This is a genomic window from Pseudomonas sp. xss_2 (assembly GCF_043104195.1).
Classification (GTDB): Bacteria; Pseudomonadota; Gammaproteobacteria; order Pseudomonadales; family Pseudomonadaceae; genus Aquipseudomonas; species Aquipseudomonas urmiensis.
The window spans coordinates 322,305-334,747 of sequence record NZ_JBICKL010000077.1; the positions used below are offsets into that span (position 1 = coordinate 322,305).

A 12,443-nucleotide genomic window follows, 5' to 3' on the forward strand; every position below is an offset into this window, starting at 1 on the left:
CGGAGTCATGCCCATGCTTGAGCTACGCCCCAACTGCGAATGCTGCGATGTCGACTTGCCCGCCGAAAGCACCCAGGCGCTGATTTGCTCATTCGAATGCACCTTCTGCCAGGCCTGCGCCGAGCAGCGTTTTCAGGGGCGCTGCCCAAATTGCTCGGGCCAGCTGCTGGCCAGGCCCAGCCGCGTCGGCACGGCGCTGAGTAATAATCCCGCTTCGACGCAACGCATCGTAAAACCGCACCCCGCCTGCGCCTGATCCCTACACGCTACGGTGAGCCAAATCGCTTGCCGGGGCGTGCAAAACCGCTCTTTTTTGTAGGCTTTTTCAACAGACCCTCCGCGTTTTTTCAACGCACCTATACTCGCCATTACCAAGGATTCTGAATCGACGTATCTTGCGCGCTGCCGGGCAGGCCCTACAGACGTATTCCTGGGTGATTCAGGAAACGGACTAAATTTCCGACAGGAGTTTCCCAATGACAACCGTGCTGATGGTCGATGACCACCCAACCGTAAGGATGGCCGTAGGCATGTTGCTGCAGCGTGAACGTTTCCAGGTGATCGGTGAGGCCGGCAACGGCATAGAAGCGGTCCAACTAGCGCGCAAACTCTCGCCCCAAGTGGTGATTCTCGATATCGGCCTGCCGGGCCTGGACGGCATGGAAGTGATCAAGCGTTTGCAGTTGCTGGAACCTGCGCCAAAAATTCTGGTGCTGACCGGACAACCCGCCGATCTCTACGTACGCCGCTGCCTGGATGCAGGCATCGCCGCCTTCGTCAACAAGGATGAAGACACCGAGTCCTTGGTGTTCGCCCTCAAGGCACTGGTCAAGGGTTATTCGACCTTTCCGCAGATGTCGGTCAACAGCAACTCGCTGGAAAACGAAAACGTGCGCCTGGGCAGCCTCTCCAACCGAGAGATGGAAGTTCTGCGTCGCTTGAGCCGAGGCGAAAACAACAAGTCGATCGGCGAACGCATGAACCTCAGTGCCAAGACCATCAGTACCTACCGCGGAAGGATCATGGACAAGCTCAAATCCGAATCGCTGGTTGAGATGGTCGACCTTGCCAAGCGCAATAACGTCAACTGAACCTGCGCACATGATCAGGGGCGCTCTACTGGCAATGATGCTGGCGATCAGCCTCGCCACGCTGGCCCATGCCGAAGGCGAAGTCCGCCAGCTACTGGCCCGCTCGGCAAGCGCGGCCCCGCCGCTGGTGCTGGATCAGCAAGATCGTGACTGGCTCGATCAGCGCAAGGTGTTGGTGCTGGGCAGCTCTCGCCCTGACTATCCGCCTTTTGAAATCAACATTGATCAGGCTGACTATGAGGGCTTGAGCGCCGATTACGCGGGACTTATAGCCGAACAGCTGGGCATTCCCGTCGAGGTACGGCGCTTTCCCAGCCGCGACGAGGCGATCGCCGCCCTGCATGAAGGGCGCATCGATCTTTTGGGCAGCTCCAATGCCTTCGAAGCGGTCGAGGCCCAACTGAGCCTGAGCCAGCCGTATGCCGATGACTTGCCGGTGATCGTCAGCCGCCAAGGGCACACCCTCAATCAAAGCAACGCGCTCGCCGGCCTGCGCCTGGCGATGGTCGATCACTACCTGCCAACCGAAATGGTGCGCGCGCACTATCCCCAGGCGCAGCTGTCGCTCTATCGCTCGACCCTGGCAGGCCTCTCGGCTGTGGCGCTGGGCGAGGTGGATGCCTACCTGGGCGATGCCATCAGCACCGACTACTTGATCGGCAAGAGCTACCAAGGGCAGATTCGGGTAGATCACTTCTCGCCCCTGCCTGCTGAGTTCTTTGCCTTCGCCTTGGCCAATGAAAACACCCAGTTGCGCCGGTTGGTGGATAATGCGCTCGATAGAATCACCGACAGCGAACGCCTGAATATTCTGCGTCGCTGGAGCAGCGGCAATACCAGCCTGCTGATGCAGCGCCGGGTGGCGGCCCTGACTAACGCCGAACAAGAGTGGATTACCCGCCACCCGGTGGTGCGCGTGCTGGTCAATCCCTCCCTGGCCCCGCTGACCTTCAACGACAGCCAGCAACGCCCTACCGGCATCACCATGGACCTGCTCCGGCAAATCAGCCTGCGCACCGGCCTGCAGTTCAATTGCGTCGAAGTCGACTCGGTGCAGGCGATGGTCGAACAGGTCGCCCAAGGTGAGGCGCAGATGATCGGCGCCTTGGGCTACGGCGGCGACCGAGCCGCCCGCCTACGCTACACCCGCCCATACCTGGTCAGCCCGCGGGTCTTGGTGACCCGCGCGGATATGGCGTGGCCGGCAGGTTCGCGCTCGCTGGAAGGCAAGCGGGTCGCGTTGATCCGCGGTTCGCCCCAGCGCGCCTTGCTCCAGGCCCAGTATGCCCATGCCCGCTTTGTCGAGGTGAACACCCCATTGGGCTTGATGGAAGCGGTAGCCAATGGTGAAGCCGATGTGGCCTTGAGCAGCCTGATCAATGCCGGTTATTACATTGGCCAGGTATTCAAAGGCAAGCTGCGAATTGCCGGCCTGCAAAGCGACGATCCAGCGAGCGCTTCGTTCGCCGTCGCACCCGAGCTGGTCGAGTTACAAAGCATCCTCAACAAAGCCTTGCTCAGCATTCCCCCCGACGAGATGGACCAACTGGTCAACCGCTGGCGCAGCAGTACTCTGGTCAGTGACAGCCCGTGGCGCAATTACCGCACCCTGGCTTTGCAGGTATTGATCCTTGCCGCGCTGCTGCTGGCAGGCGTGGTGTTCTGGAACAGCTACCTGCGCAAATTGATCCATCAACGTACCGAGGCTCAAGGTGCACTGCAGGCCCAGTTGGCACTGAGCCGCGGCCTGCTCGAACAACTGCGCCAGGCCAAGGACGACGCCGAACAGGCCAGCCAGACCAAAAGCACCTTCCTGGCCACCATGAGCCACGAAATCCGCACGCCAATGAATGCGGTGATCGGCTTGCTGGAGTTGGCACTGGAGGACGCCCAAAATGGCCAAAGCGACCCCCACACCTTACAGACTGCGCATGACTCGGCTGTCGGCCTGCTCGAGCTGATCGGCGATATCCTCGATATTTCCCGCATCGAATCCGGTCACATGACCTTGCAACCGGCACCGACCGATCTGGTCGAGCTGGTCCGCGCAACGGTTCGGGTGTTCGATGGCAATGCCCGCATCAAGGGCCTGCACCTGCGCACCGAGCTGCCCGAGCAGGCGCTTTGGCTGCAGGCCGATCCATTGCGCCTCAAGCAAGTGCTGTCCAACCTGCTGAGCAACGCGATCAAGTTCACCGATCGCGGTGAAATTCTGGTGCGCCTGTCGGCGGCTGCCGGGCAAGCCAACCAGCCCGTACAGGTCACGCTCTGTGTGCAAGATAGCGGCGTGGGCATCAGCCCCGCCGACCAGGCCAAGTTGTTCAATAGCTTCGCCCAGGTAGACGGACCACGTGCGCGCCAGGGCGCAGGCTTAGGCCTGGTAATCAGCCGCACCCTGGCCGAATTGATGGGCGGCAAGTTGACCCTGCAAAGCGTCGAGGGCATGGGCACCAAAGTCGAGGTGACACTGCAACTGACAACCGCCCAGGCGCCTGCCGAGGTCGAGCCAGCCGAAGCTGAACCCATCGAGCAGGGCGGGCCGCTGAACATTCTGGTGGTTGACGACTACCCAGCCAACCTGCTGTTGCTGGACAAGCAGCTCTCCACTTTGGGCCATCAGGTGACGCTCGCCGAGCATGGCCAGGCGGCGTTCGGCCTCTGGCAGACAGGCCAGTTTGACCTGGTGATCACCGACTGCAGCATGCCGGTGATGGATGGCCATGAACTGACGCAGCGCATACGCGCTGCGGAAAAACTCACTAACCGCCCTCCTTGCCGGATCCTCGGCGTCACCGCCAATGCCCAGGTCGAAGAACGTGAACGCTGCCTGGCCAGTGGCATGGACGACTGCCTGTTCAAACCTATCGGTTTGCAAACCATCAAGGCGCACCTGCCGCTGGTCCAACCGCCCGAGGTAGAGCCTGGGTTAAGCAGCAGCGGCTTTAACCTCGATGAACTGCGTCACCTGACCCAAGATGACGCCACCTTGATCAGACGCCTGTTAGAGCAGCTGGCACAGAGCGCCAGCGAAGACCTGCAAGGCTTACGCGCCTTAGGCCCAGCGCCGCGCGAAGACGCTGTGCGGACCTTGGTGCACCGGATCAAAGGCGGAGCAAAGATGCTTAAAGTCAGGGGCGTGGTGCGCGATTGCGAGGCCGTGGAACAGGCCATCAGCCACCACGAATCCACCTTGAAGCTGCTCCAGCGCCTGGAGGCCAGCCTGCAGACGCTGCAACGAGAGCTGCGCGAAAACCTTAATGCAATTGCAACGTCGAGCTGATCTGGCTGATGGCATCGACCACATGCCGCGATCCCTGTTGAATTTCCTGGATCACCGTACCCGCCTCATTGGCCAACGCTACTCCGCGCCCAGTGCGCGACAGGCTCGACTGCATGCTGGCCACCGCAGTCAGCGACAGGTCGTGGTTCTGGCGCACCACATCAACGATCTCCAAGGTAGCCTTGCTCGTGCGCGCCGCCAGGCTGCGCACCTCGTCAGCGACCACGGCAAAGCCACGACCGTGCTCGCCTGCACGGGCCGCCTCGATCGCGGCGTTGAGCGCTAACAGGTTGGTCTGATCAGCGATACCCCGGATGGTCAGGACAATCTGGCCAATCACTTCCGACTGCTTGCTCACCGCATCGATAGTGCGCGCGGCATCGCTCAACTCCTGGGAAATCTGCTCGATCACCTGCACGGTCTGCTGCACCACATCGCTGCCTTTGCGGGCGCAGGCGTCGGTCTGCACGGAACTGGCATGGGCGGCGTCGGCGGCACTCTGCTGGGTGCTGACCTGAGCCGTGATATCACTGGCGAACTTGACTACCTTGTACAGCCGGCCCTTGCTGTCGAAAATCGGATTGTACGAAGCCTCCAGGTACACCGTATCGCCGCGCTTGTTGACCCGTTCAAAACGATGGGAGTGGTACTCGCCGCGGTTCAGAGAGGCCCAGAACTCCCGATACTCAGCCGACTCGCGCTCATGCGCCAGGCAGAACAGGCCATGATGGCGACCGACGACTTCTTCGAGCCGATAGCCCATGGTGTCGAGGAAGTTCTGGTTGGCCTTGATCACCCGGCCTTGCGGGGTGAACTCGATGACCGCCATCGAGCGACCGATCGCCTTGAGCAGGCTTTCGCTTTCATGCTCCTCCTGCACCCGCCGGCTGATATCGGACGCCACCTTGATCACACTGGTAACCTGTTGGCGCTCATCGAGCACCGGCATGTAGCTGGCTTCCAGCCACACTTCGCGGCCAGCCTTGTCGACCCGCTCGAAGGTGCCACTGATCGCCTTGCCCTGGCCCAGTTCACGCCACAGCTGCTGGTACTCGGCAGTTTTGGCATAGGTCGGGTCGCAGAACAGGCGGTGATGTTTACCGCTGATCTCTTCAGCGCTATAGCCCATGGCTTTGCAGAAGTTGTCGTTGGCGCCGAGGATGGTGCCGTCAGGGGCGAACTCGATCATGGCCATGGAACGGCTGACCGCCGCCAACTTCGCCTCCATACCCGCCAAGGCCTGGCGGCAACGCTGAATCTCGACGAGGTCGGACTTGCGATGGTATTCGAACATGACGCCGGGCTCCTTCATCCACGGGATGCCCTGAGCATAGATCGGCGCCGACGCCATGCAAGCAATCTGCTATCACTTTAGGATTAACCGTGCGCCGCGTGAACGGGCTGCAACGCAGCCCGAACGAAGCAGAGCATGCGCATCAGCTGCTTTCGCGCACCACCAACTCGAAGCCCAGATCCTGCTGCTCGCTGGCCACGCGCTTGCCGTCGAGCATGGCCAGCAGTGCCTGCGCAGCCGCCCGTCCGACCGCAGCGCGCGGCGTGCGAATCGAGGTCAAGGGCGGGACCATATGCGCTGAGGCCGGCAGGTCGTTGAAACCGACCATCGCCACTTGCCGCGGCACCTCGATGCCTTGGCGCAATGCCTGCAAGACTGCACCCTGGGCCAGGTCGTCGTTACAGAAGAAGATCCCGTCGACATCCGGCGCCTGGGCCAGCAAGCGGCTAAACAGCTCCCCGCCTAGGCCAATCGACGACGGCTGCGGCGCCAGCACTTCCAGCTCAGGCGCCTGCATGCCGGCTTCAGCCAAGGCTTGGCGAAACCCTTCGGCACGCTGCAGCACCCGCGGATCGAGCTGCGCAGCGATGAACGCCAGACGCCGCCGGCCGCGTTCGATCAGGTGCCGCGCAGCAGCGCGCCCGGCCTGTTGCTGCGAGAAACCAACCGACACCGCGCCGGCGTCACCACCAAGCTCCATCATGTGCACGCAGGGCACTCGGCTGGCGGTCAGCAACTGCCTTGCCGCTTCGCTGCGATCAAAGCCAGTGAGCAGCACCCCACAGGGTTGATAAGCCAGATAGTTGCGAATCAGGTTCTCTTCTTCGGCAATATCGTAGTGATAGTTACCGATCAGCACTTCCAGACCGCGTGGACGCATCACCTCATGGATGGCTTCCAGGGTATCGATGAACAGCTGGTTGGACAGCGACGGAATCAGCACCACCACCGAGTGGCTACGCGCCGAGGCCAGCGCGCGGGCCGCCGGGTTGGCGATATAGCCCAGGCTGGCGGCAGCGCTGAGGACCTTTTCCACCAGTTCTGGGGCCACGGTACTGACGCCGCGCAAGGCACGGGATGCGGTAATGGGCGATACGCCGGAAAGCCTGGCCACTTCAGCCAGGGTCGGGCGACCTGTAGTACGGGAGCCGGTGCGGGACATGAATGTTGTAATTTTACTACTTGCCAGGATAGGGAACGGCCACTAAGGTAGCGCTGTCCCAGGACACAGGCAATGTAATCTTTGGTAGCAAGCCTGTGTCCAACGGCCATACTGCGTTAGACAAGACTAATAACACCCGGGAGGGTGGCGCCCGCAATCACTCCTTGCCAGAGCTGAGACAGCGCTATCTTACCCCGCAGGAGGTACTGATGAACTCTCCCCTGTCCGCGATTGTGGTAATGGGCGTGGCCGGCTGCGGTAAAAGCAGCATCGGCGCCGCTATTGCTACGCGAAGCGGCGGCCGCCTGATTGAGGGCGATGCCTTCCACCCGGCCGCCAATATCGAAAAGATGAGCGCCGGCATTCCCCTGGACGATGACGACCGTGCCGGTTGGCTAATCCGCCTGGGAGAAGAGCTGCAGGCCACGCTCAAATCCGGCGAACGGCCAATCCTCACCTGCTCTGCGCTCAAGCGCCGCTATCGCGATGCCCTGCGCCACGCTGTGCCGGACCTGGGCTTCGTGTTCCTCGAGCTGACCCCTGCCGAAGCCGAAAAGCGCGTGCTCGCCAGACCTGGCCACTTCATGCCGGCCAGCCTGATCGAAAGCCAGTTTGCCGCCCTTGAGCCGCCCCATGGCGAACCCCTGACCTTGCCGCTGGACGCTACCCGTCCCGTCGCCGCCTTGGCTGAAACCGTCAATGACTGGCTAAAGCCCTGCGGTGAGCGGACATTGGCGCGGACCGCCTGAGCGGGCGGTTTTTCCGGCTCACCAAAGACAGCGCTACCCCGACGCTTGATGGCGTCTAGAGTTGCACCAATGCTCCGCCTAAAAACAAAGACAAGACCGAGGCTCATGAACCATGTTCGGACTGGCTACTGATACCTTCCTGCTACTCGATGCCCTGGTGACCATCATCGGGCTCATCCTGCTGATCACCCATTTCAAGGTTCACCCCTTCGTCGCCCTGACCCTGGCCGCAGGCTTTCTCGGCCTGACCTCAGGCATGCCGGTGGCCAAGGTCATGAAGTCGTTCCAGGACGGCTTTGGCGGTGTGCTCGGCTTCGTCGGCATCGTCCTGGCGCTGGGCACCATGCTCGGCAAGCTGATGGCTGACTCTGGCGGTGCCGACCAGATCGCCCAGACCCTGATCCGCGCCTTCGGCAAACAGAAGGTGCACTGGGCGATGATGTTCGCGGCCTTCCTGGTGGGCATCCCGCTGTTCTTCGAGATCGGCTTCGTGCTGCTGATCCCGCTGGTATTCATCGTCGCCCGCCGTTCCGGGGTGTCGCTGGTGAAGATCGGTATCCCGCTGCTGGCCGGCCTGTCGGTTGTGCACGGCCTGGTGCCGCCGCATCCCGGGCCATTGCTGGCGATCGGCATCTTCCACGCCGACATCGGCAAGACCATCTTCTACGGCCTGCTGGTGGCACTGCCCACGGCGGTGATCGCCGGCCCCCTGTTCGGTAACTTCATTTCCCGCTACATCCCCGGCAACCCGTCCCAGGAGCTGATGGACCAGATCGCCAAGGAGTCCGACCAGCGCAACCTGCCCAGCTTCAGCGTGACCCTGATCACCGTGCTGCTGCCGGTGGTGCTGATGCTGCTCAAGACCTTCGCTGACGTGGTGCTGCCCGCCGAACACATCGTGCGGCAGTGGATGGACCTGATCGGGCACCCGATCACCGCCCTGCTCGCTGCCCTGCTGCTGGCGTTCTACACCTTCGGCTCGGCCCGCGGCTTCTCGCGCCAACAAATCATGAAGATGCTCGACCAGAGCCTGGCGCCGACCGCAGCGATCGTGCTCATCGTCGGCGCTGGCGGCGGTTTCAAGCAGATGCTGGTGGATACTGGTGTGGGCAACGTGATCGGGCAAATGGCCGTGCAGGCAGAAATCTCGCCGATCATGCTGGCCTGGCTGGTGGCGGCGGTGATTCGCATCGCTACCGGTTCGGCAACCGTGGCGACCATTACCGGCGCCGGCATCGTCGCACCCGTGGTCGACCTGGTGCCCGGGGTCAACCGCGAACTGCTGGTACTGGCCACCGGCGCCGGCTCGCTGATCCTCTCTCACGTCAACGATGCAGGCTTCTGGCTGGTCAAGCAGTACTTCAACATGACCGTTGCCGAGACCTTCAAGACCTGGAGCATGATGGAAACCATCCTTTCGGTGGTGGGCATCATCTTCATCATGCTGTTGGCCCAAGTGGTGTGACCGTTGATCGGGGTGATGGCACCCCGCTCCATCGGGCATGGCCCAACTGAGGTAGAAGCCTGGCGAACGTCGACGCCCCCGCGATGACGTTGGCCCAGGCAGCCACTATCTCGATGCAAAGGAGCCTGCCCATGAAACACGCCCTGCTACTCGCAGCCCTGCTCGCCTCCCCTTTGGCCCTGGCAGCTGGCACCGGCACGACCCACCCCGACGACCCTCACAATCCGGCACCTGTGCCCGGCGTCGACAGCACCTTGAACCCCATCGAGACACCTGTGCCTCGCGATACCGATCCACGGATCCAAGGTAACGATCCAGACAGCCCGCCCGCCGAGCGCAATGAAAACCGCGATCTGCCCGGAATGGGTGACACCGGCTCAGAGGGTACCGGCCGCCAGGGCGAAGGCGGCAGCAGCAAGCCCTGACTGATCAGGGGCGCTTGGCGCCCCGCTGGCATCACCACTGACGCTTGTCTGGACGGCTCAGGCCAAGCTTTTCGATCTTGTAGCGCAGCATGTCGCGTGACAGCCCAAGCAGCCGCGCCGACTTGGTCACGTTCCAATCGGTGCGGTCGAGCGTACGGCACACCAGGTCACGCTCCATCTCCGGCAGACTGCTACCTGGGTCGGCCTCATGCCGTGGCGCTTCATAGGCGCTGAGCATGGGCTGTGGCTGCGCCTGTGGCTCGTCGATCAAGGTCAGGCACAAGTTCAACTGATGCGCGGCAATCACTTCGCTGGGCGCCAGCAGTACCGTTTGTTCAAGCATATTGCGCAGCTCGCGCACATTGCCCGGCCAACTGTAGCCAAGCATCAGCGATTCGGCCTCGGCCGAGAAACGCAGGTTGGGCTTGCCATAGCGGCGCCCGTGATGGGCCAGGAAGTGTCGCGCCAGCAGCAATATATCCTGGCCGCGCGCATACAGCCTGGGCACTTTGAGGGCAATGATGCGCAGGCGGAAGAACAGGTCGCGTCGAAACTTGCCCTGCTGGACCATCTGCTCCAGGTTGCAGTTGGTGGCACTGATCACCCGCAGGTCGACCTTGCGCTCCTTGACCGCGCCAATCCGACGGATGCTGCGGTCTTCCAGCAGCTTGAGCAGCTTGGCTTGCAGCACCAGGTCCATCTCACCGATCTCATCGAGGAACAATGTGCCGCCATCGGCGGCCTCGACCAAGCCTAACCGCCGCTCCTTGGCATCGGTAAAGGCGCCTTTCTCATGGCCGAACAGCTCGGCCTCAAGCAGGTTGGCCGGGATCGAGGCACAGTTGAACTCGATGAACGGGCCCTTGCTGCGCATGCCATCAAAGTGCAGGGCGCGCGCCACCAGCTCTTTGCCGGTTCCGGTCTCGCCTTCGATCAACACCGGCGGCAGGTCATCGCTGGCCATGCGCCGTTCGGCATCGAGCAACTGGCGCAGGGTGTGCTTGAGGTTGTGCATGGGTGCCGACTCGCCAATCAGCGCCTGCAGGCCAGACTTTTGCGCCTCGCGCTCTTGATAGAACGACAAGGTGCGCTCCATCCGCTCGGTGGCCAGGGCCTTTTCCAGCATCAACTTGAGCTCAGCCAGCACCACCGGCTTGGTCAGATAATGAAAGGCGCCTTCTTTCATCGCCAGCACGGCATCTTCGACATTGCCGTAGCCGGTCATCATGATCACTTTGAGCTCCGGCGCCTGCGCCACCAGATTACGCAGCAGGTCGTGGCCACTCATGCCCGGCAACGAGTTGTCGGTGAGCACCGCGTCCGGCTGGGCACGACTGATCTGCTCCAGGGCCAGCTCGGCGCTGTGGCAGACCGTCACTTCGAACCCCTTGAGGTTCAGGTAGGTGCGGATGTTGTCGGCGAGGATTTCGTCATCCTCGACTACCAGGATGCTGTGCTCCATGGTGCTCTCCCACTGCAATATTGAAGATCAGGCAGACCCGGGTTCCTTCCTCTTCGCGACTGCTCAGGCTGACCGAGCCGCCAAATCGTTCCATGATGCGCTTGACCAGGACCAACCCCACCCCGAGGCCGCCCTGCTTGGTGGTGAAGAACGGCTTGAACACCATCCGCTCCTGCTGCTGGCTCATGCCCTTGCCGGTGTCGCTGAGCAGCAGTTGCACCTGCTGCCCTTCCAGCTCACTCAGCTGTGCGCTGAGCCGACCACCCTTGGGCATGGCTTCTACGGCGTTGGCGAACAGGCTGTTGAGAATTTGCGTCAGTTGCAACGACTGGCTGGCCACCCAGTACTGCGCCGCGCCCTCGTAGCTGAACTGCACGCCGTTGCGTTCGATCTGCTGGGCGAAGGCCAGGCGGGTGTCTTCGATGGCTGCAACCAGGTCGACCGGCTCTGCTTCGTCACTGGTTGGACGCAGTGATACCAGCAGGTCACGCACCCAGCGCGACATGCGATCAACCTGGCTGATGATGTCGGCAATGTTCTTGCGTGCCGGCTCGTTGGCAATTTCCTGGGCAAGCTCGGCACTGGAGCGGATATTGGCCAGCGGGTTGCGCAAGCTATGGGCCACTGCCGAGGACATCTCGCCCAGCGCCACGTAGGTCTCGCTGGCGACCAAGCGTTCCTGCTGGTGATGCAGCATGCCGGCGGCGCGGCGCACGATCCAGAACAGCCCGAAATAGATCAGCGCCCCACCGACCAGGGTCGAGGCCCAGATCAGCACGTAGCCGCGCTGGATGCGGCGGATCAAATCTACCGGTTCCTTGTAAATTTCCACCATCGACAAGACCTGCTCACCTTGGCTGTCGAACAAGGGGATGTAGTTCTCGATGAACAGGTATTGCGGTTCACGCTGGAATTTTTGCTCCTCGCGGTCTTCTTCGGCCTTGTGATAACTGGCCGAGACCGGTTTGCGCGAGCGAAATGCGTGGTCCAGGTCACTGTCGACTTCGATGCGCTTGCCGATCAGTTGCGGGTTGGTCGACCATACGATCGTCCGGTCGCGGGCATAGACATTGGCCAGCAAGGTGTCAGGCAGGTGCTCGACGTGATCGAGAAACTCTTCACGAGTGGACTTGGCCAGCGCCGCCGGTACCTGCAGGTGCTGATCGTCAAGGCGCGGGTCAAGCAGTTCGCCCATGGTGGTGCCCGGTGGTAGCTGCGAATGGCGCACTTCCGCCTGGGCCATGGCCTGGATGAACTGAGCGGTGAGCATGGCATCGCGCTCAACGCTGTCTCGCACCACGAAGCGGGTCGAGACATAACCCAGGCTGCCTGCCACCGCGGTGATGATCAACAGGCTGATCAGCGAGAACCAGCGCAGCAGATTGAACTCGCGCGGCGGCACAGCCAGCTCACTGGAGGGCGTCGAAGACGTGTCTGGCGCATTGTTTTCCAGCGTCTGCATCGCGTAATTCCCGCCTTGAACTGCTACCGTGCGTAGCAGGGTGATATCACTTT

At 61.9% G+C, this 12,443-nt stretch carries 10 protein-coding genes and 1 pseudogene; 6 read left to right on the forward strand and 5 right to left on the reverse strand.

Features of this window, described 5'->3' with window-relative positions:
• Positions 1–13: 13 nt before the first annotated feature.
• From ACF8K2_RS20135 to ACF8K2_RS20145, 3 genes are all read left to right on the forward strand, one after another.
• Entirely contained in the window at positions 14–256 is a 243-nt protein-coding gene (locus tag ACF8K2_RS20135; RefSeq protein WP_264232596.1) for a DUF1272 domain-containing protein, read from the forward strand.
• 220 nt (positions 257–476) lie between these two features.
• On the forward strand, positions 477–1,091 hold the full coding sequence (locus tag ACF8K2_RS20140; protein WP_392467221.1) for a response regulator: 615 nt from the start codon (positions 477–479) through the stop codon (positions 1,089–1,091).
• 13 nt (positions 1,092–1,104) lie between these two features.
• The gene (locus ACF8K2_RS20145) at positions 1,105–4,371 is read left to right on the forward strand and encodes a transporter substrate-binding domain-containing protein (RefSeq protein WP_392467264.1); all 3,267 of its coding nucleotides are present in this window, start codon (positions 1,105–1,107) and stop codon (positions 4,369–4,371) included.
• Here the strand turns inward: ACF8K2_RS20145 and ACF8K2_RS20150 are convergent.
• The 3 genes and pseudogenes from ACF8K2_RS20150 to ACF8K2_RS20160 all read right to left on the reverse strand — a co-directional run bounded on the left by ACF8K2_RS20150 (position 4,346) and on the right by ACF8K2_RS20160 (position 6,827).
• Entirely contained in the window at positions 4,346–4,840 is a 495-nt protein-coding gene (locus ACF8K2_RS20150; protein ID WP_392467266.1) for a methyl-accepting chemotaxis protein, read from the reverse strand. The genes ACF8K2_RS20145 and ACF8K2_RS20150 overlap by 26 nt on opposite strands.
• Before the next feature lie 42 nt (positions 4,841–4,882).
• A pseudogene (locus ACF8K2_RS20155) lies at positions 4,883–5,722 on the reverse strand (PAS domain-containing protein); the annotation flags it as partial.
• An 85-nt stretch (positions 5,723–5,807) separates the two neighbouring features.
• Positions 5,808–6,827, reverse strand: coding sequence for a LacI family DNA-binding transcriptional regulator (locus ACF8K2_RS20160; RefSeq protein ID WP_186554316.1), 1,020 nt, complete (start codon positions 6,825–6,827; stop codon positions 5,808–5,810).
• 209 nt (positions 6,828–7,036) lie between these two features.
• Between ACF8K2_RS20160 and ACF8K2_RS20165 the strand changes: the two genes are divergently transcribed.
• The 3 genes from ACF8K2_RS20165 (at position 7,037) to ACF8K2_RS20175 (ending at position 9,466) form a co-directional block, all read left to right on the forward strand.
• Positions 7,037–7,576, forward strand: a complete 540-nt coding sequence (locus ACF8K2_RS20165) for a gluconokinase (RefSeq protein WP_186554315.1) — start codon at positions 7,037–7,039, stop codon at positions 7,574–7,576.
• A 112-nt stretch (positions 7,577–7,688) separates the two neighbouring features.
• Positions 7,689–9,041, forward strand: coding sequence for a GntP family permease (locus ACF8K2_RS20170; protein WP_186554314.1), 1,353 nt, complete (start codon positions 7,689–7,691; stop codon positions 9,039–9,041).
• A 131-nt stretch (positions 9,042–9,172) separates the two neighbouring features.
• Positions 9,173–9,466, forward strand: coding sequence for a hypothetical protein (locus tag ACF8K2_RS20175; protein ID WP_392467224.1), 294 nt, complete (start codon positions 9,173–9,175; stop codon positions 9,464–9,466).
• A 31-nt stretch (positions 9,467–9,497) separates the two neighbouring features.
• On the opposite strand, the gene ACF8K2_RS20180 is transcribed toward ACF8K2_RS20175, so the two are convergent.
• Both ACF8K2_RS20180 and ACF8K2_RS20185 read right to left on the reverse strand, forming a co-directional pair.
• The gene (locus ACF8K2_RS20180; RefSeq protein ID WP_186554313.1) at positions 9,498–10,928 is read right to left on the reverse strand and encodes a sigma-54 dependent transcriptional regulator; all 1,431 of its coding nucleotides are present in this window, start codon (positions 10,926–10,928) and stop codon (positions 9,498–9,500) included.
• Entirely contained in the window at positions 10,897–12,390 is a 1,494-nt protein-coding gene (locus ACF8K2_RS20185) for a sensor histidine kinase (RefSeq protein WP_186554312.1), read from the reverse strand. The genes ACF8K2_RS20180 and ACF8K2_RS20185 overlap by 32 nt, the downstream gene beginning before the upstream one ends.
• Positions 12,391–12,443 lie beyond the last annotated feature (53 nt).